Annotated in this window: 19 protein-coding genes; 7 read left to right on the top strand and 12 right to left on the bottom strand. The window is 61.0% G+C overall.

Annotation, left to right across the window (positions count from 1 at the left end; genetic code table 11):
• Positions 1 to 28: 28 nt before the first annotated feature.
• On the bottom strand, positions 29 to 1,231 hold the full coding sequence (locus LAN64_05150) for an aryl-sulfate sulfotransferase (GenBank protein MBZ5567224.1): 1,203 nt from the start codon (positions 1,229 to 1,231) through the stop codon (positions 29 to 31).
• A 488-nt stretch (positions 1,232 to 1,719) separates the two neighbouring features.
• Positions 1,720 to 2,814, bottom strand: a complete 1,095-nt coding sequence (locus LAN64_05145) for a TonB C-terminal domain-containing protein (protein MBZ5567223.1) — start codon at positions 2,812 to 2,814, stop codon at positions 1,720 to 1,722.
• A gap of 259 nt (positions 2,815 to 3,073) precedes the next feature.
• Between LAN64_05145 and LAN64_05140 the strand changes: the two genes are divergently transcribed.
• Positions 3,074 to 4,993 carry a hypothetical protein gene (locus LAN64_05140; GenBank protein ID MBZ5567222.1) on the top strand — a complete coding sequence of 640 codons (1,920 nt, stop codon included), beginning with the start codon at positions 3,074 to 3,076 and terminating at the stop codon, positions 4,991 to 4,993.
• Positions 4,962 to 5,549, top strand: coding sequence for a hypothetical protein (locus tag LAN64_05135; protein MBZ5567221.1), 588 nt, complete (start codon positions 4,962 to 4,964; stop codon positions 5,547 to 5,549). The genes LAN64_05140 and LAN64_05135 overlap by 32 nt, the downstream gene beginning before the upstream one ends.
• Positions 5,550 to 5,679: 130 nt before the next feature.
• Here LAN64_05135 and LAN64_05130 read toward each other — a convergent pair whose 3' ends face one another.
• Both LAN64_05130 and LAN64_05125 read right to left on the bottom strand, forming a co-directional pair.
• Positions 5,680 to 7,251 carry a serine protease gene (locus tag LAN64_05130; protein ID MBZ5567220.1) on the bottom strand — a complete coding sequence of 524 codons (1,572 nt, stop codon included), beginning with the start codon at positions 7,249 to 7,251 and terminating at the stop codon, positions 5,680 to 5,682.
• A 10-nt stretch (positions 7,252 to 7,261) separates the two neighbouring features.
• Positions 7,262 to 7,864: a hypothetical protein gene (locus LAN64_05125; GenBank protein ID MBZ5567219.1), complete on the bottom strand. Its 603-nt coding sequence runs from the start codon at positions 7,862 to 7,864 to the stop codon at positions 7,262 to 7,264.
• A 739-nt stretch (positions 7,865 to 8,603) separates the two neighbouring features.
• Here LAN64_05125 and LAN64_05120 point away from each other — a divergent pair.
• From LAN64_05120 to LAN64_05105, 4 genes are read left to right on the top strand one after another with little or no spacing between them, the layout of a single operon-like run.
• Positions 8,604 to 9,566: an NADPH:quinone oxidoreductase family protein gene (locus tag LAN64_05120; GenBank protein ID MBZ5567218.1), complete on the top strand. Its 963-nt coding sequence runs from the start codon at positions 8,604 to 8,606 to the stop codon at positions 9,564 to 9,566.
• 55 nt (positions 9,567 to 9,621) lie between these two features.
• The gene (locus tag LAN64_05115) at positions 9,622 to 10,002 is read left to right on the top strand and encodes a hypothetical protein (protein ID MBZ5567217.1); all 381 of its coding nucleotides are present in this window, start codon (positions 9,622 to 9,624) and stop codon (positions 10,000 to 10,002) included.
• Positions 10,002 to 12,230 (top strand): M1 family metallopeptidase, encoded by a 2,229-nt coding sequence (locus LAN64_05110; protein ID MBZ5567216.1) that lies wholly within the window; start codon positions 10,002 to 10,004, stop codon positions 12,228 to 12,230. Before LAN64_05115 ends, LAN64_05110 begins: the two co-directional genes overlap by 1 nt.
• Positions 12,231 to 12,243: 13 nt before the next feature.
• Positions 12,244 to 13,179, top strand: a complete 936-nt coding sequence (locus LAN64_05105; GenBank protein MBZ5567215.1) for a hypothetical protein — start codon at positions 12,244 to 12,246, stop codon at positions 13,177 to 13,179.
• Between the two features lie 70 nt (positions 13,180 to 13,249).
• On the opposite strand, the gene LAN64_05100 is transcribed toward LAN64_05105, so the two are convergent.
• The 6 genes from LAN64_05100 to LAN64_05075 form a co-directional block, all read right to left on the bottom strand.
• Entirely contained in the window at positions 13,250 to 14,227 is a 978-nt protein-coding gene (locus LAN64_05100; GenBank protein MBZ5567214.1) for a curli production assembly protein CsgG, read from the bottom strand.
• 246 nt (positions 14,228 to 14,473) lie between these two features.
• Complete coding sequence (locus LAN64_05095) at positions 14,474 to 15,097, bottom strand: PEGA domain-containing protein (protein ID MBZ5567213.1); 624 nt, start codon at positions 15,095 to 15,097, stop codon at positions 14,474 to 14,476.
• Between the two features lie 272 nt (positions 15,098 to 15,369).
• Positions 15,370 to 16,539 (bottom strand): molybdopterin-synthase adenylyltransferase MoeB, encoded by a 1,170-nt coding sequence (gene moeB / locus LAN64_05090; protein MBZ5567212.1) that lies wholly within the window; start codon positions 16,537 to 16,539, stop codon positions 15,370 to 15,372.
• A gap of 83 nt (positions 16,540 to 16,622) precedes the next feature.
• Entirely contained in the window at positions 16,623 to 16,919 is a 297-nt protein-coding gene (locus LAN64_05085; GenBank protein MBZ5567211.1) for a MoaD/ThiS family protein, read from the bottom strand.
• A 66-nt stretch (positions 16,920 to 16,985) separates the two neighbouring features.
• A complete protein-coding gene (locus LAN64_05080) occupies positions 16,986 to 17,459 on the bottom strand; it encodes a M67 family metallopeptidase (GenBank protein MBZ5567210.1) in 474 nt (157 codons plus the stop codon).
• A gap of 101 nt (positions 17,460 to 17,560) precedes the next feature.
• Positions 17,561 to 18,532 (bottom strand): cysteine synthase family protein, encoded by a 972-nt coding sequence (locus LAN64_05075; GenBank protein MBZ5567209.1) that lies wholly within the window; start codon positions 18,530 to 18,532, stop codon positions 17,561 to 17,563.
• A gap of 193 nt (positions 18,533 to 18,725) precedes the next feature.
• Between LAN64_05075 and LAN64_05070 the strand changes: the two genes are divergently transcribed.
• Complete coding sequence (locus LAN64_05070; GenBank protein MBZ5567208.1) at positions 18,726 to 19,187, top strand: hypothetical protein; 462 nt, start codon at positions 18,726 to 18,728, stop codon at positions 19,185 to 19,187.
• 179 nt (positions 19,188 to 19,366) lie between these two features.
• Here the strand turns inward: LAN64_05070 and LAN64_05065 are convergent, their stop codons facing one another.
• On the bottom strand, positions 19,367 to 20,869 hold the full coding sequence (locus LAN64_05065) for a S53 family peptidase (protein MBZ5567207.1): 1,503 nt from the start codon (positions 20,867 to 20,869) through the stop codon (positions 19,367 to 19,369).
• A 152-nt stretch (positions 20,870 to 21,021) separates the two neighbouring features.
• Positions 21,022 to 23,004 (bottom strand): protein kinase, encoded by a 1,983-nt coding sequence (locus tag LAN64_05060; GenBank protein ID MBZ5567206.1) that lies wholly within the window; start codon positions 23,002 to 23,004, stop codon positions 21,022 to 21,024.
• Positions 23,005 to 23,170 lie beyond the last annotated feature (166 nt).

Here is a 23,170-nt window from a genome sequence, read left to right as displayed (position 1 = left end):
GGCAAGAATTGTCGGTCCAGCCCCGGCGTCAATTGAGGCTCGGCATGTAGACAGCCCGATAGACCCTCCGATTCACATGCATTTCCAGCACCGTCTGGGGGTTGGAATCCATCGTAACCTCCCGGACGATAGCTTCGGCGTTCCCATTGACAGACCCCGCGTCAAACCATACATCACCGTTGCCGAGGACCTGCATGTTGCCGACCGAGGAGCTGAAGAATGGCAGCGTGTCGCGCCAAACCACTGTGGCTGTGTGGTTGACCTCGTCAACCTGATAGATCGGCACGGTGCTGTAGCAGGCGGGCTCGCCGCTCGTGCCGCACATCGCTCCACTCGTGTCCAAGACCCGGCTATTGCCGTTATCGAACACTCCGATTTTGAAAACTCCCGTACTGTTGGGGCTGAGAAGCACCGGGGCGTGTTGTCCGTAAAACCAATCGGCCGGACCGCCGTTGGTTAAGGTGAAGTCGCCCTGGTATCCGAGGCGCCAAACGATGTCGCCGCTTCCGCCGCCATTCTGGTAGTCAATTTTGATCACCCACGACTGCGCCCTCGAGGAGAGAATCAGGTCTCCGTCATCGGGTGAGTAGCTCACCGCATTGCCATGAATCCAGTCGGGAAGTTTAAAGTAGGGATGGCGGTTCACATCGAGGTGATCGAAGGCGTCCCACGCCCAAACCGGATGGTGGTCCGTATCCAGATCAACCAAGGCGGCGCCCTCCACGGTGGTGGTGCCAGTCTGCCCCGCCAGGCTGCTGATATCTTTGAGATCGCTCAGCAGCACGACAACATGTCCATTGGGCAGCGCCAGAGCATCGTGACTCATCTGCGCAATCGTGATGTGGTAGCCCGCCGCCGTGAGCTGATCCTGGAGCTGCGCATTGGTGAGCTGCCAGATAGTGTTCCCCGCCAGATCGATTTCTTGAACCAGGTTATCCATGCCGCAGGTTGAGCAAGATCCAATCCCATCGGCGTGGGCCGCGACAATGAGCAGATGGCCGCTCGGCAATTCCTGGATGGGCAGCGGCTCGTACTGACCCGAATGACTGTCGAAGTTGTACTGCCAAACAATTTTCCCGTTCAAATCCGTTGCAAAGGCCTGCAGCGGGCCCTCGGTCGCCGAAAACAGCGCCACCCCGCTGGCGGGAGTCAACGTGGGCGAGCGGGTGACAGTGATCTGCAGACTCGGCGTCCCACAACCGATGCCGAAGCCTGCCGCGGCCAGTACCATGATCGCAACCCCTTGCTTATTCATTTCCTCCTCCTCGATTTCCGCGCTTTCATCAGCGACTGCCGGCCCGTGCGGCTCGGCAATGTCGCATCGGCGCTGTCTATGCCTGCACGACGCCATGGATCACGGGGCAATAGCTGGCAGCGACAGGCATCGCAAAATGCGCACGCCATTCTTGCTGTTGTGTCCGCTTGACAACACACTCTTGTGAGGGGCTGGGAAGTTGAGCTGAAGGAGCCGCGTACTTAGGAACAAGGAGAGGCATTGCGCGTGCGGTTGATTCCCCTGCACTCACAGAGATACACGCCAGGTTGCCGGATGTTGCTCTCCGTTTGTCCCTGATGTGTAAAGAAGCGTAAAGGGTATCGAGCTGACGGTTTCGCGTTCACGCGGAGGGCAGGGGGATTGGGCGGTGACCGTCTAAAGTTTATAGAGATTGCGATGGACTGATCGACGGAGAGACCGACAGACCGATTCGAACCGGGAAACTACTCCAGATCGTGCTTGTCGGGGTTGTAGAAGAAGCGGAAACGCAGCGCCAAGTACTGTCCGCGGAATTCGGCGGGCAGCGGCGGGAAAGGATTGGAGTAGGTAATCCCGCCCCAGGCGGCGCGGTCCAGCGAGACATCGCCGGACGGGCTCACCAGCCTCATGCCGGCCACCGAGCCGTCCTTCATGATGGCAAATTCTATCCCGACTTTTCCTTTTTTCATCAGCGGAGCGCGCGCGACTTCGGGAATGAGCTGGTACCAGTTCTGGCGGACGGCGTGCAGGACGCGCTCCAGGTAGGGACCGAAATCCACCCCCATGGTGTCGCTGAGGATGTCCATGTTGCTGCGGATGCCGCCGCCGGTGGGAAACGCGGTGCCGTAATCGCCGCCGGCGCCGTAGCCGCTGCGCGTGGCTGCCGCGCCGCGCGCCGCCTGCTCAATCGCCGATCCCGGAGACATGGCGCCGCCGAACGCCTGTTTGGCGCTCATTGGCGGAATGCGAAGCTGCGCCGACTGCTCCTGGTTCGCGGGCGGAGGGGGCGCGCCGCCGCCCGGATTGCGCATTGCCGGATTGGGCTGGGCTTCGGCCGCGGCCGGTGCCTGCTGCGGAGCTCCGCCTGGTCCGGGAGCGCCGGGACGCCGCGCGTCGCGGAGTTCATCCAGCGTTTGGCGGTCAATCTGCGGGGCGCGCGAGGTGGCGATGCGGTCCTTGTCGGAGATGAACTTGGATTTGGGGCGCGTCGTTACTTGCTGCTCGTCCTTGGGCAGTTCGAGAAAGGTGGCCTGGCGCTCCCGCATCAGATCTTCGGCGGAACGCACGGCGACCAGGCGATGCAGCGGAAAATACTTTGGCCCGGCGGCGACGGCGATGACGATCAGCAGGTGCGCCACCAGCGAGATCCAGAATGCTTCCCGCAGGCGCGAGCGCGCCAGGTCGTCCTGGAGCAGGATGAGCAGAACAGGCGCTTCCACCGGACCGGCGGGCTGGCCGCCGTCGCGATCAAAAGGAAGGCTGGTCTGGACCGCTTCCGGCGCATCGCGCCTCGGTTCCGGCGATGGGTAGTCGAGAAGCGGAATTCGAGTCAATGCCATTAGAAGACGAACGGTCCCCCCGCGAGCCGCGCGTGCCCGCATGAGATTAGACGCTCAGTCGCCGCAAACTGCTGCGGGAGTTTTTCGCCACCTGTTGAGGCTGAGAAACGGTTCATCTTATTGTCTCATTGGAACGGCGGACGCGCACGCGAGGTCAATTACTTAACCCGGTACGGGGAAAATGGTTGCGAACCAGTCTGTCGATCGAATCGAGTTGCCGTAGGCTCCTGAAGCCTGAAGCCTGTGTTACGCTTCGCTCATGCTCAAACGACTTGCCCTGGTTATCGCACTGGTGGTGTGCCTGGCGACCGGCGTACTGGGCAAAGAACGCAAGCAAAAATTCCAAGCGGTCGGGCCGGTGCGGCTGGATCGTGAGGGCGAAAAGTGGGCGCAGAAGACGCTGAAGCGTCTGTCGCTGGAAGAGAAGATCGGGCAGATGCTGCTGGTGTGGTCGCGGGCCGAGTTTCTCAACGTCAACAGCGCGGAATACCAGCGGCTGCGCGAGATGATGCACAAGTACCACATCGGATCCTTCGGACTGACGGTGCCGGTGGATGGGCCTTTCGTGCTGCGCAACCAGCCCTACGAAGCGGCGATGATGACCAACCAGCTGCAGCGCGACTCGGAGCTGCCGCTGCTCTTCGGGGCGGACTTCGAGCGCGGGCTTGCCATGCGCCTGCACGGCACCACGGTGTTTCCGCACGCCATGGCGTTCGGCGCGGACGGGAGTTTGGCGGATGCCGAGTCGGCGGGCCGCATCACGGGCATGGAAGCGCGCGCCATCGGCGTGGAGTGGAATTTTTATCCCGATGCCGACGTCAATTCCAACCCGCTGAATCCGGTGATCAATACGCGCTCGTTCGGCGAGGATCCCCGGCAGGTGGGCGCGCTGGCGGCGGCCTACATCGCCGGCGCACACCAATCCGGCATGCTGGTGACGGCGAAACATTTTCCCGGCCACGGCGACACCGCCACCAACTCCCACCTGCAATTGGCGGAAGTGAATGGCGACCTGCAGCGGCTGCAAGCGGTGGAGCTGCCGCCGTTCCAGGCGGCCGTCAGCGCCGGCGTGGACGCGGTAATGATCGCCCACGTCACCGTGCCGGCGCTGGAGCCGGACCCGAACAAGGTGGCGACAACCTCGCACGCAGTGGTCACCGGCCTGCTGCAAAAGAGAATGGGATTCCAAGGACTGGTGGTCACCGACGCCCTCGACATGAACGCGCTGATGCGGATTTACGTCACGGCGCCGAACCCGTCGGGCGCGGCGGCGGTGGCGGCGGTCAAAGCGGGCAACGACATGGTGCTGATCCCGCAGGATATTGACGGCGCCTACAACGGCTTGCTGCAGGCCGCGCGCAGTGGGGAGATTCCGGAGGCGCAAATCAACGCGTCGGTGTTCAAGGTGCTGCGCGCGAAGGCGTCGGTGGGGCTGCACAAGGCGCGGCTGGTGGACATCGAGAAACTATCTGAACTGGTGGCACAGCCGGCGAACGTGGCCTACGGGCAGCATGTGGCCGATGCCGCTATCACCCTGGTGCGCGACAACGGCCAGGTGCTGCCGCTGAGACGTGCTTCTGCGGGAACCGCGGCCATGGCGAATCCGTATCTCAAGGTGGAGGAGACCCGGAACCGGGTGGTTGCCGTCATTCTCACCGACGACGTCCGCTTCGAGTACGGGCGCGTGTTCGAGCGCGAGTTGCGCGCGCGTGTGCCGGATGCGCTGGTATTCTACGTCGACCGGCGCATCGCCGGGGGCATGACACCGCAGGTGATGTCGGCGGTGGAGCAGGCTCAGGTGGTGCTGGCGCCGATGTTCCTGGGGCCGATGATCAGCAACGAGATGAAGAACTCGCTGGGGCTGACCCGCGACATGGACGCGCTGATCGAGTCCATCCTCAGCCGGGCCGGGGCGCGCACGGTAGTCATCGCCATGGGAAATCCATACATGGCGGCGGAGTTTCCCGAGGTACAGAATTATTTGTGCACCTATTCGTTCGTGAGTGTTTCGGAGTTGAGCGCGATCCGGGCCTTGTTCGGCGAGATCGCGATTCGTGGGCGTCTGCCGGTATCGATTCCCGGCATCGCGCAACGCGGCGCGGGCATTGAACGGGCACAGCAGGCGCGCCGAGGAGGGACGAAATATCATGGCAGCACGAAAACAGCTTCAGCCCCGTAAGCAATTCTTCCTGGCAATTCTCGCCCTGGCCACGCTCGTGTGGCTGGCCGGGTGCTCGATCAACGAGGGGCGGACCGAGAGCGGCGAGAAGAAGGTGGACATCCGCACCCCGTTCGGCGACTTGAAAGTCAACACCGACGTGGACGTGAAAGACACCGGGCTGCCGGTGTATCCGGGAGCGCAACGGGTAACAAGAACGGATCACGACAAGGACGCGGCCAACGTGAACATTTCCAGCGGCGCGTTCGGCTTGAAAGTTGTCGCCATCAAGTTCCGCAGCGGCGATCCGCCGTCCAAGGTGCTGGATTTCTATCGGCCGAAGATGAAGGCGTTCGGCGGCAAGTTCCTGGAGTGCCAACAGCAGGGCTTCGTGACCTACAACCATATAGATGCCCCGAAAGAGATCACCTGCGACAAGGGCGCGCATGAAGGCACGGACGTGGAACTGAAGGCGGGCACGCCGGACCGGCAGCACATTGTGGCGGTCAAGCCGGTGGGCGCGGGCAGCGAGTTCGCGCTGGTGTACGTGTCCACGCGTGGGAAGGAAGGAATGTAGGAGCAGCGGCCAGTGGCTTGTGGCCGACGTGCCGCTGGTCGTGAGGCTCGGCCACCCTGCCATCTTTTGCGATACTGGGTTCACCGTGGTGATAGTCGTCGCATCCGAGGTCCGCGTAGTAGACTAACTGTTATTCCTCGAGTGTACCTCCAAGGGTGTTTAGAACAGTCGTAATATCACTTGAGTTCTTGCCGGCGGGATCGAGGCGCAGTGCCTCCGAGAAACTGTTTCTTGCCGCTTTGACGTCGTTCGTCTGGAGCTGAATGTTCCCAAGCAAATACCATGTAGAAGCTTCTGCAGGCTTGTCCGGTTTCTTGCTATAGATATGTAGCGCTTTCGATATGTAATCCATGGCCGACTGATACAGGCTCTGATGCACCTTAATCGCTGCTAAGTCAACGAACGTCGCTGCAACCTGTTTGTCGCGACCTTGTTTTTGCAGAAGAGGAAGAGCCAGTTCGTAATTGGCAGCGGCTGCTTTGTAATCGCCACGTTTTGAGTCTACCGAACCAAGGTGAATTAGGGTCTGCGCATGGAGGTCGTACCAAGCAGTGGCATTAACGTTGTCTAGTGCTTCTTGATACCGCGCCAAAGCTGAATCGTATGCCCCCGACTGCTCTAGGATATTTCCTATCAGCAGTTCCGCTTCGGCTTGACCCTTCGTATCGCCTAGCTTGGAGAATGCATCCAGTGCAATCCTTGAGTTTTGCAGCGCCGCAGCCGCTTTTCCGAGTCTGGCTTCGCGTTTTCCGAGTTCAAGGCTAACTTTGCTAATTATCGCTGGGTCGGCCTGCGAGACGAAAAACTGGATGGCGTCCAGCATATTGCGGTCGGCCAACGCTGACAGAAGTGGACAAGTCAAGAATTCTTTGAGTTTCGAGTAGCTGATCTTTGAGGCAGAGATGTGCTTCATCCACAGGTAAAGCTCAACGTTGCTAGGCCCCCCCGGTCTCTTTAGAAGAAGCTGGACGAGTTCCGGTCGAGGCAGTGTGCCATCGCGGAATCGCTTGTCGATCATTTTCATCCGGGAACTGAGGGGAATCCTCTCCAACAAGGGTTTGGCGTTTGCCGATGGAGAATAACGTGCAAGATTGTTCCCGCCCGCTTCCTGCTCACATGTCCCCACCACACTTCCAGTTCGATCCACTAGGGGGCCGCCACTATTGCCGTAATAGGTTCGCTGGTCGACCTCAATCAAACCGCTGGTCGTTAGCTCGGTGAACTTCGCGTCAAAAACCTTGAGGCTTCTGTTGTTCTCGTCGCCGACCTTCGGATATCCCATGGCGACCAGATTGATTGACTCGTCGGGTAAGTGGAATGAAATGTCCAGCGGTTGTATATTCGACGCTATTTCGGGATTCTTGACCTGAAGAAGGGCGAGATCTTGGGGTTCCAAGACCTGGACGACACTTAGTTCGAGCGTGTCTTCCTTCGACGGGCTGGTCGCGACTACCGGAATACCCTGATCGACCATCGGGCTAACCACATGAGCTGCTGTGAGCACGTAACCACCGGATGAATCAATCAAATAGCCTGTACCCGTACTGCCAATTCTCAGTACTGCGCCGCTGAACTGTTGTCTGATAGCCGTCGCATCCAAAGCTCCCGGCACAAAACTTTCACATGCGCCCTGGCCCATCGCGGCGCTACTCATCAACAACAACAGGGTGAGTAGGCTCAGTTGCTTCCGGGTATCTGCCACGCTCCGCATCTCAACTCTTAACCTCGCCAAAAACGACCTTGATGTTTTGAACAGCCGTTTTCGAGAGGTCTCCGCTAAAGTCGGCAGTTATTGGGGTCAGCGAGACATTGGCTCCGGCGATTCCTTCTTTCTTCACCGTGAATCCAATGCTCGCCGAAAGCCCGCTAAACTGGAGTGGGAGCTGGGGCGTCCCAGCAGCATTCACGCCTTGTGCTGCGCTTACGATGGCGCTTTCGAGAGCGGCCCCAAGATCTTCAGTTCCGACCTTGGTCGCATTTTGCGGGCTCGGCGGTGTAAGTTGAATAACGATTTCTTGAGCTCGATCACGTTCGATTTTACCACCGATCGTGATCACCCACAGCTTCAGCTGCGCACCGACCTCTTTGGTGACAGTTGTTTGCAACGTTAGAGTGACGGATTTTAGGAGCGGCAACTTCTTGTTTGTCAGCTGTTTTTGAACTCGGATGAGCGCAGCCTGAACTTGTGTTAACACTGTTTCGATCGCGACGACCTGAGTATCGGTCGGGTTACCTTTCAAGTTTTGTGCCGTGGCACGCGGTATCGCCATTAACCCAATGAGGCACAGCATCAAAGTTTGACAAAATCGCTTCATGAGTGAATCCTCCAGTAACCGAAATTCAGAGATCCGCTTTTGGAGACAGAGTCGCAGAGTCGCAGTCGGATCTGATATACACCTGCTAAGTTCAGCCTCGCGGCGAAGAGTGGGCACAGTTTACGCACTGCATCGCTGTGCCAAATAAACTTGTCGTTCTTGTTCCGGAAGGCGAACTGCGACCTCCAATCTCTTGAATCCAAAAGGAGGCAGGCCATCGCCAAGTGCCAAAATACTGCCGAGGTTGTTCTAGAAGTGGAACGGCCTGATTGCTGTGCCTATGGCGCGCCGACCATGGTTATTCATATTGACAACAGCGGTGCGTGGATTTTGGTTCCGTTTTGGAACGGTTATTCACAATAACAACATGTCAGCGCGGTTTATGGTTGACCGCGTTCACGGACTGGCGCAAGTTGAGGCGGGCACAACCTAAGTTCCGCCGCCGCTGGGATCCGGCACAAACATGTCGGGCGCGGCGGGTGGGTTTTAAGGCCGCCAGTGCGCCGGGCCGGACGGGACCAGCCGTGAAATTGCGCCGGCGCAGTTGTCTGGAGCCTTAAGGAACCGGCGCATGTCTCGGGGGAGAACCGCGCCGGTTTTTCTTTTCTTTGGTCGACGGCTGACAGTCGACAGTCGACGGCAGAGTGATATGTCGCTGTCGGCCGCCGACGGCCGGGCCGCCGGCCATCGACCGTCGACTTTCTTCTGCGGTAGAATCCCAGTCTTCTCGTCTGCTCCCATGCAAGCTGCTGTCATTACGCGTTACGGCGGGCCGGAGGTATTGGAGCTGCGCGAGGTTCCCGATCCGCAGCCCAAGCCCGGACAGGTGGTGGTGCGGGTGGAAGCCGCCGGGGTGAACTTTGCCGACATCATGGCGGCGCGCGGCGGATATCCGGGAACCCCGGAGCCGCCGCTGGTTGCGGGCCGCGAGTTTGCCGGCCGGCGCCAAGACACGGGCGATCGCGTGATGGGTTACACGCAGAGCAAGGCGTTCGCGGAGAAGATTACTACGTCGCCGAGCTTGCTGTGGCCGGCGCCGGAGAAGTGGCGGGCGGAAGGAGCGGCGGCGTTTCCGGTCAACTACTTCACCGCATACTTCGCATACTGGAAGGCAGGATTGGTAAATGCGGCGGCGCGCGGGAAGCGGGTACTGATCCATGCGGTCGCGGGAGGCGTGGGCACGGCGGCGGTGGAGATCGGAAACGTGCTGGGTGTCGAGATGTACGGGACATCGTCATCGGATGAAAAGCTGGCGAAGGTGCGCGCGTTGGGACTGCAACACGGGATCAATTACAAACGCGACGACTACGAAGAAAAAGTTCGCGAGCTGACCGGCGGCGAGGGCGTGGACGCCGTGTTCGAGATGCTGGGCGGCGAGCACGTGACCAAGAGCGTGCGCTGCCTGTCGTTCCGGGGGCGGGTCATCACCTACGGTTCGGCGACCGGCGAGCGCGCGACGCTTGATCCGAGGATCCTGTACGACAAGCAGACCAGCGTGCACGGACTGTGGCTGGCGAAGATGTCGCAGCGGCCGGAGGTGATGGAGCCGGCGTGGAAGCGGCTTTCGCAGTGGATTGAGCAGGACCGGCTGCATCCGGTGGTGGGGCATGTCCTGCCGCTGGAGAAGGTGGCGGAGGCGTACCGGCTTCTGGCGGAGGGGCGAAATTACGGCAAGGTCGTGCTGGTCATTGGTAGTCGGTAGTCCGTGGCGCTGGCGAGCGCGCGGCTGCGAGTGCGCGCAAAGGAACGGTTGAGACATGGCAAACACTAAATGGATTCTTAGCGGCGCGCTGTTGCTGGTCATGGTGAGCAGCGTAGCCGCCGCCGCCGACGTGCCGCAGCTCAGCGCCGACATCGGGCCGTGCTGGGTGGAGTTCACGGTGAGCGACGCGGCCAAGAAGCCGGTGTACTTGGCAAAGATACGCACCATCATCCGCTACGGATTCTTGAGCAAGCGCAAGACCGAGTTGGAGCTCTCGACCGATGCGGACGGCAAGGGAAAGTTCACCGGCTTGCCGCAAGAGGTGAAGAAACCGATCCAGTTCACGGTGAGCTACAAGGGACAGAGCAAGACCGTGACGCACGACCCGGGGACGAATTGTCACGCGGCGGTTGAGGTGGAGTTGGGGAGCAAGTGATGAAGCGATTCCCTCAAGGGCTAGAGCCCAATTTCTTTTCGGCGCCGATTGGCACGGCTAAAGGCGTGCCGCACCATCGCGGACCTGCCACGGGTTTCAGGGCCATTTTGCCGCTCGCGACAGTGATGGCGCTGGTGGTGGGCGTGGCGCAGGCGAAGTTCGTCCCCGATCCGATCGTGCGCTACCAGATTGACGCGCGGCTGGACGCGAAGCAGAAGACACTCGCCGGTCGCGAGACGATCGTATGGAAAAACCATACCAGCGGGCCGGTGCCCGATCTGCAGTTCCACCTCTACTTGAACGCTTTCAAGAACAACCAGTCCACATTCATGCGCGAGGGCGGAAGCCGCCGGCGCCAGACGGGTGAGCGCCGCATTAAGCCGGAGGAATGGGGTTACGAGCAGATCCATGTGATCAAGGTGGATGGGCAGGACCTGACGGCGAAGCTGGAGTACATCCATCCCGACGACGACAACGTGAACGACGAGACCGTGGCGCGGGTGCCGCTGGCGCAAGCGATCGCGCCGGGGCAGAGCGTCAACATCGAGATCGAGTGGACCTCGAAGATGCCGCGGATCTTCGCGCGCACCGGGTACCGGAACAATTATTTCCTGTTCGCGCAGTGGTTTCCCAAGCCCGGCGTGTACGAAGGCGCGGGTGAGCGGCATCGACAAACCGCGGGATGGAACTGCCACCAGTTTCACGCGACCACCGAATTCTTCGCCGACTATGGCGTGTTCGACACGCGGCTGACGGTGCCCAGCGACTTTGTAATCGGCGCGACCGGCGTAGAGCGCAGCAGCATGCAGAATCCCGACGGAACCGCCACCTACAACTACTACCAGGAAGACGTGCACGACTTCGCGTGGACGACCGAGCCGAACGCGGACGCGGAGAAGATCACGCGCACCTTCCAGGCGGACCAGCGGGTGACGCCGGCGGAGATTGCGGAGTGGTCGAAAAAAACCGGAGCGCCGCCCGAGGACGTAAAGCTGCAGGACGTGCAGGTGTCGCTGATCATCCAGCGCGAGCACGAGGACCAGGTGGAGCGGCACTTCCGCGCGATCTTTGCGGCCATCAAGTGGTTCGGCCTGTTCTACGGCAAGTATCCCTACGACACGCTGACCGTGGTGGACCCGATTGGCGGGTCGGGCGGGATGGAGTATCCGACCTTCATTACCGCGGGTACGCAGTACTGGCCGGCTTCTCACGCGCTCAGCCCGGAGGGCGTAATCGTGCACGAGTTCGGACACCAGTTCTGGTACGGGATGGTGGGCAACAACGAGTTTGAAGAGGCGTGGCTGGACGAGGGAATCAATTCGTATTCCACGACCAAGGTGCTGGAAAAAGCCTTTCCGCCGGGAGAAATGTACGAGCGGCTGGCGGGAGTGCCGTATCCGGCGGCGGAGTGGACGCGCATGCCGGTACCGAAATACCCGTGGTATGGGGTGGAGTCGGTGCCGCTGGGACAGTACTTCGAGCGCGTGCCGCTGCTGCGGATGTACGCGCGCTCCAGCCGCGGGTATTGGAACCGCGCCCAGGCGGACGCGATGGAGCGCTATGCCTGGCTCGACATGGATGGACAAAGCTATGGCGTGCAGGCCTACGCCAAGCCGGAGGTCACGCTGCTGACCCTGGAGGCGCTGCTCGGCGAGCAGTGGCCTAAGGTCATCCGGACGTATCAGCAGCGCTACCGCTTCCGGCATCCCGACGCGATCGACTTCATGAATACCGTGAACGAAGTATCGGGGCGCGACATGAAGTGGTTCTTTGACCAGACGGTCTACGGCACGGGAATGCTCGATTACGAGGTTTCGGTGACAACCGGCACAGCGAAATCAAGAGAGGGCCTGTTCGACGAGAACGGCAAGCCGGCCTACGTCGGCGCCAAGCATGGCAAGGACAAGGATGGCGAGAAAGAGTCGGAAGTCCTGGTGCGGCGGCTGGGCGAGATGCAGTTTCCGGTAACCCTGCAGGTGCGCTTCGAGGACGGCACGGAGAAGGTCGAGCACTGGGACGGGCAGTATCGGTGGGCAAAGTTCAAGTACGGTGGGAAGTCGAAGGTGGCAGCGGCGGTCATTGACCGGGATTTCGATTGGAAGCTGCAGGTACATCGCACGCATGACAGCTACCTGCAAGAGCCGGTGAAGCTGGCGGCGCAGAAGTGGTATCTGCGCTGGGTGGTGTGGCTGCAGAACGCGCTGATGGCGTTTTCGTTTTTCTCCTAGGAGTCGATGGCCGATGGCCGTTGAGAACAGGGAATGCATGATGAAACCGAGTACAGCAATCGGGCAGGGATTGACCGCGGCGTGGCGGAACAAGTGGATGGTATCCATTTTCTTCGGATGCAATCTGCTGATGGCGGCGGCGGTGGCGGCGCCGATGCATGACGCCATCGCCGATCACGTCGGCAACAGCGCCGTGGGCCAGCAACTGGCGGACGGATTCAGCGCCGCGTGGCTGACGGAGTTCACCATCGTCAACAACGAGTTCCTCAAGAACTTCTCCCTGGGAGTGATGTACGCCGGCATCCTGTTTCTGGCGCTCAACACCCTGCTGGCGGGCGGCGCGTTTGAGGTTTTCTCGTCCGGCGCAGGAGCGGGACTGCACGCTTTCGGCCGTGGCATGGGGAAGTATTTCGGGCGGTTTGCGCGCATCGCGGTGATCGGGTCGCTGCTGTATTTCCTGGCGTTCTGGATTTTCAACGGAGTGCCGGAAAAATGGATTGCGGCGAAATTGCAGAGCGCGAATGCGGCCGGGCCGTGGATGTGGCTGGGGCTGGCGCGAGTGGCGCTGCTGGTCGCATCCGTGCTGGTGGTAAATGCGCTGCTGGAATATGCCAGGGCGGACATGGTGACCGACGAGCACGCGTCGGCGATCGCGGCGTTGTTGCACGCCGCCGGATTTTTCCTGTCGCGCTTCGGGCGCGTGATGTTCATCTACCTGACGCTGGGGCTGCTGACCACGGCAACGATCGCGGTTTACGTGGTGTTCGCGCGCTGGATGCCGCAGCACTCGGTGGCGACGATCTTTATCTGGTTCGCGGTGGCACAGGCGCTGCTGTGGATACGCTGGATGCTGCGGCTGGCGTCGTGGGGCGCGGCAGTGGCCTACTACGGGTCACATGCTCGAGCGCGAGACATGGCCCCAACTGCCGCGGTGGCTGCCGAAGCATAAAGAAATTCCCCACCCCATCGCCTCAAAACCAGAGCGACGAGGGTGGGGCAATCGTCAGAAATGGGGCGAGCTACTGGGTCACGGTTTTGACCACATCGCCCACTTTGAAGCCGGTTCCGCTCACCACCTTGCCGACAGCGGAGACATCGTCCACGTCGCTGATCTGGATAGTGCCGATATCGTTGGACAAGCGGCGAAGGACCTTGCCGGTGGTGGGATCCTTAATTTCCTGCGAGACGCGCTCAACCGTCATCTGATCACCGACTTTGACTCCGGCCTTGGCGCCGACATTGAGGACGACCGAGCCGGACTGCACGAAGGCGACCACGCCTTCGACGTTGATCTTGCGCGCCTGCAGCTTGGGAGCGCCGGCAATGACGCCCGTGCTCATCTGATCGACGGCGCCCTTGACCGCTTCGCCAATGATGGTGGACTGAAAGTCGCTGCTTCCGAAGTCGACCGCGCCGCCTCCGAAGCCATGCCAGTTGCCGCCCCCGCCAAGCAGCGAGGTGCTGCTGCGCGACGACTCGCCCTTGCCGTCGGCCACGGCCAGAATCTCGGCGGTATCGATGTCCACAATCCGGGCATCCAGGGTCACGATGGCTTTGGACTCCTTATGCTTGAAGCCGCCAAGTCCAAATCCGCCCCACCCGCCACCGCCGCCACCTACTCCAGTGTTCTTGTTCTCGCCGCCGAACTGGGTAATGCTGCCGACGATGATGGCGTCCACGCCCAGCAGCTTGCCGAGCTTGGCAGCGCTGTTGGGATTGGCGCGATCGCTGTTGGAGAAATTCTGTTCCTTCAGGATTTTGTCCATCGCCTGGCGCTCAATGACGGAGTAGGTACCGTCCTGCACCAAGCGCTTTACCAGCAGGTCGGAAATGCCTCTGCCTACGTCAACATCGGTGCCAAACAGGGCGGCCACGCCGCTGCGGACGGTAGCGTAATCGAAGTCGAAGACGGCAACGCGCTTCTTGCGCTCGGCGGCGTGACCGAAAACGCAGAGCAGGACAAGCACGGCACACAACGAAACAACTTTGGCCTTCATGCGGAGCCTCCAGCGGTTAATGTCAGGCATCGCTGCACGGTTAACATGGCGCGCGGAACGGCGAGACCTTGGCTGGGCCTCGCCCGCGCTGCTGTCCAGGAGCCAATTTCAGCCAGCCGCCATTGTCCACGATCTCGGGATTTTTGCAAGCGGGAGAACGGCCCGTTTTTTCGGCGAATGGCGGGACGAAGATCGTGGCGCGATGAATAGAAATCCCGGCCGAGAGGGGCCCGCCGGGCGGCATGACTACTCCTGTTTTTCTAAGAATGCGGAGATATTGATCGCACCCGCTGTCGTCTTGATCTTACGCTCCCAATTCTTGTACCCGGACTTTTTCACGACAATTGCGTGTTCGCCCGCCGGAAGATCGACGGATGAGGGAGTATTGCCTATGAAACTGCCGTCCACCTCAATGTCAGCGCCGACGGGATCGGAGTTGATCTGAAGTTTCGCGCCGGCAAATTCGGCCGTTTTGGTCGCCGCGGCATCCTTTGCGGTTGCAGCCGGTTCCTGGTGCTGCATTGCAGCTCTCTTGGGCCAGTCAGCCTTAATCGCATTGCAGGCATCCTGTACGGAGTTGCCGAGAGAACGAGTGGATCTGCTGATAATGGAATCGCCATCGCCGTTGAAGACGGCTACTTTGTTGTCCTTTCGTACCCATCCCTTGCCACCTTCGTGATCGAGCACGACGATGTAGTCTGCCTTCTCTTTCCGGTTGTTGATTATCGCCTCAGGACAACGTTCACCGAACGTTTTCACAATTTCGGCCGTCTGGGGCCGCGCACCGCCTTTTACTTGGCCGCCAAACGCACCGCCTGCGCCCCCGCTACTGCCTTGGATTTCCCACGACTGGCTGTCGGTAACGAACACTCGGGGCTTGATGTTGCTTTCCTGGGAGCTTGCGATAATAGCCGAGCACGCAATCATCAGAAATGCAGCTGCACATCGCATTCAGAAAGCCTCCGCAACTTTAGGAAGAGCGGGACATTATGAATCCTCCTACTTGAGAGTCAAGTTACCGCAGTACCACGACGCTTACTGGTCTAACACTCGAATACGCAGTGCGAGAAGCAGGCCGACCGTGAATCACGATCGGCCTGCTTCTTCCCAACTACCGGTTACGGACTACCGACTACCTGTTTTCAGTACTTCGGCATGGTGGGGTCCACGCGGTCGGCCCAGGCGAGAATTCCTCCTTTGAGGTTTTTCACCTTGGCGAAACCGGCCTGGCGGAGAAAGTCCACTGCCTTGGCGCTGCGTCCGCCCATCTTGCAGTGGGCGACAATCTCGCGGCTGGAGTCGAGTTCGTGGACGCGCTTGGGGAGATCGCCGAGCGGGATGAGATAGCCACGGAGGTTGCAGATCTGGTATTCGTGCGGCTCGCGGACGTCGAGCACGAAAATATCCTCGCCGGCGTCCTGGCGGCGGTTCAGCTCTTCGACAGTGATTTCCGGCAGGTTGGATTGCGAAACCGGCGTCTCCTCGCCGCGGATGCCGCAGAATTCGTTGTAGTCGATCAGTTGGGTGATGGTGCGGTGCGGGCCGCAGACGGGGCAGTCGGGATTCTTGCGCAGCTTGAGCTCGCGGAACTTCATGCCGAGCGCGTCCACCAGCAACAGGCGCCCGATGAGCGGCTCACCCTTGCCGAGAATCAGCTTGATGGCCTCGGTGGCCTGCATCACGCCGACCAGCCCGGGCAGAATTCCCAGCACGCCGCCTTCGGCGCACGAGGGCACCAGTCCCGGCGGAGGCGGTTCGGGGTACAGGCAGCGGTAGCACGGGCCTTCCTCGGTGGCAAAGACGCTGACTTGGCCTTCAAAGCGGAAGATGGAGCCGTAGACGTTGGGCTTGCCGGTGAGCACGCAGGCGTCGTTGACCAGGTAGCGCGTGGGGAAATTGTCGGTGCCGTCCACCACGATGTCGAACTGGCGAAAGAGGTCGAGCGCGTTGGCGCTGGTGAGGCGCGCCTCAAACGGGCGCACGTCGACGTAGGGGTTGATGGCCTTGATTTTCTCCGCGGCGGAGTCCAGCTTCTTGCGCCCGACGTCGGCGGTGGAGTGGATGATCTGGCGCTGCAGGTTGGTGAAGTCCACCACGTCAAAGTCCACCACGCCGAGCGTGCCCACGCCGGCGGCGGCGAGATAAAGCGCTAAGGGCGAGCCTAGCCCGCCTGCCCCGATACACAGGACTTTGGCAGCCTTGAGCCTGGTTTGGCCGTCCATGCCCACTTCGGGCATGATCAGGTGGCGCGAGTAGCGCAGGATTTCGTCGTTGGAGAGGGTGGTGGGAGCGAGCTGGGTGATGGTGGCCATGGTCTGTACTCGATTTGTAATTTGCAATTTATTTGCAATCTGTAATTGGTAATTGAGCAGCCCTGTGCGCCGATTCCGGAAAATTACAAATTGCAATTTACCAATTGCAAATTTCCTCCGGCGATGGACGGCACGATGGAGAGCGTGTCGCCCTCGTTAACCGGGGTCTGCTCCTTGCCGAGGTAGCGGATGTCCTCGTCGTTCAGGTACACGTTGACGAAGGCGCGCAAGCGGCCATCGTCGGTGTAGAGGTGCTTGCGCAGTTCGGGATGGCGCGAGGTGAGGCTGCTGAGCGCCTCGCCCACCGTGCCGGCGTTGACCTCGACCGCGTCTTTCTTGTCCGCATATTGACGCAAGGGCGTCGGAATCATGATTTTCATAAGCTTCATACCCTTTAACTGATGCCCGAGGAATGCGGGTGGATTCAACTGCGAAGTACCGCGGGGTTACTCCGCCTCGAACTCTCTGACTAATACTTTCTCCGCGCTGACCTCGACCGGCTCGTCTTCAAAATGCTTGTCGTCCTCACCTGCCCCGTGCAGCGCGAAGGAGTTCGTGGTGACGGCGCGGCCCTTCTCCACGCCGGTGATGACGTAGGAGCAGCCGATCCAGTGCGCCTCGGCAAGGTCGGTTTGCGACCAGCGCGCGGGATGGTCGGGATGCGAATGATAGAAGCCTACAATATCCAGCCCGCGCTCGCGTCCCTGGCGCTGGATGCGCACCAAGTCGCGGGGATCGATGTGGTAGCGGTCCTGGGGGCGGTCGTCGCGCGTGTTGCCGCAGCGCACGATCTCGGTGACGTGGCGCTCCTCGTCGTCGTCTCCCATGCGCCCCAGCAGCACGCCGCAACATTCGTGCGGGTAGGTTTCCTCGCCGTGCGCGCGGAGGGCGTTAAAAGCGGATTGAGGAATCAGCAGCATCGTTGAATCTACGAATTGACGGATTTACGAATTGGCGGATTATTGTGCGGCTCTCGACAAATTCTTCAATTCGTAAATTCTTCTTCAATCCGTCAATTGCTTCACTCCTCCCAAAACGTCTCGCTCAAGTACTTGTCGCCGCTGTCGGGAAACACGGTGACAATCACCGATCCGCGCGGCGCAGTCTTCGCCACTTCGCGGCATCCGGCCAGCGCGGCGCCGGAGGAGATGCCCGCCAGCAGGCCTTCTTCGCGGGCCAGGCGCTTCACCATCTCGTAGGCGCGCTCGGTGGCGATGCCCAGGTCCGCGTCGGCCATCGCAGGATCGTAAATTCTGGGCACGATGGCGGTGGCCATGTGCTTGGCGCCCTCGATGCCGTGGAAGGAGGAATCCGGCTGCAGCGAGATGCAGCGGACATTCGGATTAAGTTCCTTCAACCGGCGCGTCGTGCCGACGAAGGTGCCGCTGGTGCCGAGCATGGCAACGAAATGGGTGATTCTGCCCTCGCTCTGGCGCCAGATTTCATTGGCGGTGGTTTCGTAGTGTGCGCGCCAGTTCGCGTCGTTGGAATACTGGTCGGCGTAGAAATACCGGTCCGGCTCGGCGGCGAACATCTGGCGCGCCTTGCGAATCGCTCCGTCGGAGCCTTCGCCGGCATCGGTGTAAACGATGTTCGCGCCGTACCCGTTAAGAATGCGCTTGCGCTCTACCGATACGTTGGTCGGCATGCACAAGGTGACGCCGAAACCCACGGCGGCGCCGATCATGGCGTAGGCAATGCCGGTGTTGCCGCTGGTGGAATCGAGCAGTTGCCGGCCCGGCGTAAGCTTCCCCGCCCGTAGAGCTTCGCGCACAATGTTGGCGGCGGCGCGATCTTTGACCGAGCCGCCGGGATTGAACCACTCCGCCTTGGCCAGCACTTCCACGCCGCGCAAGTCCCGGGTGACGCGCGCCAGCCGCAGCAACGGCGTGTTGCCGATGCGCTCCAGCACACCCTGACCCAGCCTGCCGGGCGCGGCATCATGCGCCGGCGCCACCGGCTTCCTTCGCGTGCTGGGAAAAGGCTGCGACATCTGCATCGGATTCGGCTGTGTCCCCACGAGTCCAAAATTAGCGGATCAATTGCGGCGCGGGCAACTGCCCGCCCTCGGGAGGTATCGGATCCCTCCCCAGCGGGTGATTTGCAGCAGCCAGCGTCTCTTGCCTGTCACGGTGTTGGATGTGGTAGGGTGGTGCGGCGATACATAAGGTTGCAATTCCCAGATCATGGCCAAGAAACCTGCCCCACGCACCTATGACGAAGTCCTCGCCTGGCTGCGCGACCACGGCTTCGAACTGTTGCAAGCTCCGGGCGTGCAGAACCGCGTTTTCATCAAGAAATACAACTGCTCAGCGGCCCTCGAAAAGATCGACGACAGCGGAGTGAAGATCTTCGCCCACCCGGGCTACCTGATCGGGGGCGAGATCGCGAAGCTGGTCAATCGCGGATATCAGCAGTTTTTCAAGACCACCAAGAGCGAAGCGCCCGCCACCGCCGACCAGCTCAAGTCTTTGCACCAGTTCACGGAAGAGCTGAAGGAAGCCATCGGGGCGCCCAGCTTGTATAACGAGTCGCTGGGCACGGTAAGCGAGAACTACGTCTACGACCGCGTGCAGAACCGCGATGAGCCGTTGGCGGTACGCCCCAAGCGGCCCTGGGAGAAGGCCAAGAGCGAGCGCCGCCGCTGAGCAGTTCCACAGTTGACCTACCCTGATCCCTCGGAAAAATTCCTGGAATGAAAAAAACTGGCGGAACGAATTCCGCCAGCTTGCGTTCGCTGGGCCGGAAAACTACGGTCCTCGCGATGGTGAAGTTCGACCTGGTCCGGAAATCGCGCAGTTCCGATGTCCGGTCCAGTATGCACCGATCAATGCGGCTTCATCTGTCCAGGTGCAGACGGCTTGCCATGGGTATGCGGCTTCGACCCCGCAATCGCGGCCGTGCCATCACCCGCCGAGACGAATTGGGCCAAGTAATCGACGAGTTGATCGGTCGTCGGAGAACCAAGACCCGTTGTGGCATCCCAGCCCGGTCCGGCGCTGAATCCCTGCACTCCAAAGGCCGAGTTATTGCCGCTGGTCACGTCGAAGAAAGACGCTGCGTAGTGCGGCTTCGCCTGGCCAATATGGTAGAGCGCCTTATTGATAAAGCCCAGGTTGTGTCCGGCTTTCTGGTCGGCGATCGTCAGGATGGCTGCCCACTGTGGCGAGCCGGCACTGGTGCCGCCGAAGAGATACATGCCGGCCGCGATGCCCGGAATGTTGAGGTAAGTCAGGGCACCATGGAAGACAGCCGCGCTGTACGACACGTCAGGCTCTCCTCGCTGCTTGCCGCCGTGGATCGTTCCTTGCTGGTACGACGGCTCGTCAAACACCACGCTGAATCCGCCGCCGGTTGCCCCACCTCCAATGTTGCTTTCGTTCCATGCAATCTCGCCCTGATAAGTTCCGGGAGCCGGGTTGGCGGCCGGATCACAGCCAAGGCTCGCCAGGCAATAGCGAGCCGCGTGCAGCTCGGTACCGCCCACGGCGGTGACCAGCGGGTCGGTGGCAGGCGAGGAGGCCGCTTGAACCAGGGATGAGCCGTCGCACGACCCTTGTCCCGCACCGTCGTCACCTGAAGAAGCGAAGAGCGTGATGTTCGCCAGCGTAGCGTCCGCAAATACCTGGTGTTGTTGCGCGAGCAGGTCGGGATCCATACAACTTTCATTCAAGCCGAAGCTCTGCGAAATGACGTCGCCGAGGTGGTTGTCCACCGCATACTTGGTGGCGCTCAGAATGTCGGTGGTGAAGCTCGATTTTGCCAGGACCAGCGTGATGTTAGCGCCGGGGGCGATCGCGTGCGCCCACAGTACATCCAGCGAGATCTCCTCCGCCCACCCCGTCATGGTGGGATTACCGGGAACGAATGGAGTCAGGCCATCCGGCGCCACCTGGGTGAACGTGCCGAGGCTGGAGTCGGGCGGGCCGCCAAGCCCGTTCAAGCTGGGCAGACCGTAAAAACTGTTGTAGGTATTCAACTGCAGCACAATGTTCGGGGACTGGAATGCGTCGACGATGACGATCGTCTTTCCCCTGCCGTCGAAGCCTGCATTGATCAGCGTGTCGATGTTGTACCCATGACGCATCTGATACGGGTCGTAGCAGGTAGTACCCGGGTTGAGGCCGACTACCTGGCAGGTGAAGAGGCCATAGTTCGCACCCACGGCAGCGGCTGAGATTGCCTGCGGGCCAACCTTGACGAATGGCGACGCGAACGAGCTAACTCTGGCTGCACTGCCGGTGATTGGCGCTTTGCTGGTAATCGAGGTTTGCGCGTTCAGGACTGCAGGCGCAATGAGCAGCGCCGAACAAAACGCAATCGCGTTCAAAACTAGTCTTCTGTTTACGGTACTCATACCTCACCTCCATGTGGGTATTTCGCGAGCCGGAGACATTCGGTAAGCCCTATGTAAGGAAATGGGGGAGCGCGATAGCGTACGCTGAGGCGGGATAGAGGTCAAGCAGCCTACTGCGGCTCTGCCTACTGCGGCTCGAGAATTTCTTCCACGCCCATCATCTTGCCTTTTTCGATCGTTACCGAGCGCGTAATCGGTTTGTAGCCGGGAAGACGCAGCGTGAGTTTGTAGCTTCCCGGCGCGACCGCCAGTTTGGCTGGAGTTCGAGATGGGGCTTGCGCTTCGCCCAGCCAGATTCCCGCGCCCTTGGGACGCGTGCGGACCTCCAGCACACCGTCGTCTGCCCCAGGCTTGCCGAAGAGACGCCGCAGCCGGTGGAAAGGAGAGGTCCCTTGGGACGAAGCGACGTTGGTGGGCGTCGCCGGCGTAGCGCCGCTCACCGGCGCCAGTGCGGGTGCGAAGTTGAATGTCCTGCCGGAAGTTACTTCGGCATAGGTGATCTGCGGCTTGTAGCCTTCCTTGCGCAGCGCGATGCGATGCTGGCCCTCGTTGAGGGTGAGGCGAGCCGGGGTTTGCTGCCCGCTGTCGCGGCCGTCTATGTAAATGGCCGCGCCCGTCGGGTCGCTGTTCAGCGCGACATAGCCGTACGCTACCTGCAATTTGACGGCGAGCAGCAATTTCTGTCCGGCAACCACCTCCATCTGGCGCGTCTCCGGCTGATAGCCCTTGAGGGAGAAACCTATCGTGTGCCGCCCGGGAGTCAATCTCCTGGCCGCAAACGGCGTCTGCCAGTCGCGGTTGTTTCTGCCATCGATCGTCACCGAGGCCCCAAACGGCGTCGAGGAAATTTGCAGGTCGCCTAAACCGGCCGCAGTCGCCGCTTGGCCGGGTGCCTGCGCCGGCGCGCCCGCGACTCCATTCGCATGCGCGCGAGGACGGGCTCCGGGCGGTGCTTTTTCCTGCCGCGTGCTTGCGTCGGGGCTGGCGTTCTTGGGGTTCGCTCCCGACGGCGTGCGCGGCGACCGCAGATATGCTCCCAGCGCCAGGGCAACCACCACGACGGCGGCCACGATGGCAATCACCGGCCTGGATTTCTTCGGCGGCGGCACGGGAACGGACGCGCGTGGGGGGGCTACCACCGTGGTATCGAGCGCGCGGGGCATCGGCGGGGCTGGCTTGGTGGCTGTCGCCGCAACCGCAGCGGGTTCCGCGGCTGGCGAGCCCTGTACGACCTCGCTGGTGGGAGTGACCGGCCTGAAGATAGGCGTCGGCGCGACTGCAGTGGCGGTGTCCAGCGACTGGTAATTCTGCAGATCGCGGGCGAACTCGGCGCCGCTGGCGTAGCGCTGCTCGGGCGCCTTGGCCAGCGCCTTCATCACCACGGCGTTCAACCCGGGATGCAGGTGGGCCTTGAGGTCGCACGGCGCCGACGGGGCCTCGTTCACGATTTTGTAGATAATCGTGGTGACGTTTTGGTCGGCGAACGGCCGCTCGCCCGTGATCATTTCGTAGAGCACCACCCCCAGGCTGAACAGATCGGAGCGCCCGTCCAGCGGCTTGCCCTTCACCTGTTCCGGAGACATGTAATTGGGCGTGCCCACCACCTGCCCGGTGGAGGTCATACCTGAGCCGCCGCCCTTGGCGACGCCGAAGTCCATGATCTTCACCGGGCCGTCGGTCTGCAACATGATGTTGGCCGGCTTGACGTCGCGATGAATAATGCCGCGGCTGTGGGCGTAATCGAGGCCGGCGCATACTTGCCGCACGATTTCAATGATCTTCTCCAGCGGTTGCACCTTTTGCTGCTTGAGCAGTTGCTGGAGCGTGTGCCCCTCGATGTACTCCATGGCAATGTAGAACATGCCTTCCTGCTCGCCGGCGTCGTAGATAGTGATGATGTTGGGATGGTTCATCACGCCGGCGGCGCGCGCTTCGTTCTTGAAACGCTGCAGCATCTCCTCGCCATCCATGCTGAGCACGTCGAAGCGCAGGGTCTTGATGGCAACGGTGCGGCCGATGTTGGGGTCCGTCGCCTTGTACACCACGCCCATGGCGCCCTTGCCGAGCTCCGCTGCGATCTGGTAACGGCCGATCTTCTCCATGGACATGCGAATACCGTGGACCGCGCAATCAGGCCGGGGAGGCGTGTGGTTTGGGTGAGCGCGAACTAATGGCCGTTGCGCCGGAGCCTACCGCACCTCAATCCCAAGGGCAACGAATCACAAGTGCGCCGTGGAGCACCCATCGCACGCCGCTTCACGAGTTGCCGCGTTT

Source organism: Terriglobia bacterium, from assembly GCA_020073185.1.
Lineage (GTDB): Bacteria > Acidobacteriota > Terriglobia > Terriglobales > Acidobacteriaceae > JAIQGF01.
Note: the sequence above shows the minus strand (reverse complement) of the source record. Positions and strands in the feature narration are given on the sequence as shown.

Coding starts and splice junctions, on each gene's coding strand:
- LAN64_05150 (MBZ5567224.1), bottom strand. CDS start 1,231: ATGGTACTGGCCGCGGCAGGCTTCGGCATCGGTTGTGGGACGCCGAGT.
- LAN64_05145 (MBZ5567223.1), bottom strand. CDS start 2,814: ATGGCATTGACTCGAATTCCGCTTCTCGACTACCCATCGCCGGAACCG.
- LAN64_05140 (MBZ5567222.1), top strand. CDS start 3,074: ATGCTCAAACGACTTGCCCTGGTTATCGCACTGGTGGTGTGCCTGGCG.
- LAN64_05135 (MBZ5567221.1), top strand. CDS start 4,962: ATGGCAGCACGAAAACAGCTTCAGCCCCGTAAGCAATTCTTCCTGGCA.
- LAN64_05125 (MBZ5567219.1), bottom strand. CDS start 7,864: ATGAAGCGATTTTGTCAAACTTTGATGCTGTGCCTCATTGGGTTAATG.
- LAN64_05120 (MBZ5567218.1), top strand. CDS start 8,604: ATGCAAGCTGCTGTCATTACGCGTTACGGCGGGCCGGAGGTATTGGAG.
- LAN64_05115 (MBZ5567217.1), top strand. CDS start 9,622: ATGGCAAACACTAAATGGATTCTTAGCGGCGCGCTGTTGCTGGTCATG.
- LAN64_05110 (MBZ5567216.1), top strand. CDS start 10,002: ATGAAGCGATTCCCTCAAGGGCTAGAGCCCAATTTCTTTTCGGCGCCG.
- LAN64_05105 (MBZ5567215.1), top strand. CDS start 12,244: ATGGCCGTTGAGAACAGGGAATGCATGATGAAACCGAGTACAGCAATC.
- LAN64_05100 (MBZ5567214.1), bottom strand. CDS start 14,227: ATGAAGGCCAAAGTTGTTTCGTTGTGTGCCGTGCTTGTCCTGCTCTGC.
- moeB (MBZ5567212.1), bottom strand. CDS start 16,539: ATGGCCACCATCACCCAGCTCGCTCCCACCACCCTCTCCAACGACGAA.
- LAN64_05085 (MBZ5567211.1), bottom strand. CDS start 16,919: ATGAAAATCATGATTCCGACGCCCTTGCGTCAATATGCGGACAAGAAA.
- LAN64_05080 (MBZ5567210.1), bottom strand. CDS start 17,459: ATGCTGCTGATTCCTCAATCCGCTTTTAACGCCCTCCGCGCGCACGGC.
- LAN64_05075 (MBZ5567209.1), bottom strand. CDS start 18,532: ATGTCGCAGCCTTTTCCCAGCACGCGAAGGAAGCCGGTGGCGCCGGCG.
- LAN64_05070 (MBZ5567208.1), top strand. CDS start 18,726: ATGGCCAAGAAACCTGCCCCACGCACCTATGACGAAGTCCTCGCCTGG.
- LAN64_05060 (MBZ5567206.1), bottom strand. CDS start 23,004: ATGTCCATGGAGAAGATCGGCCGTTACCAGATCGCAGCGGAGCTCGGC.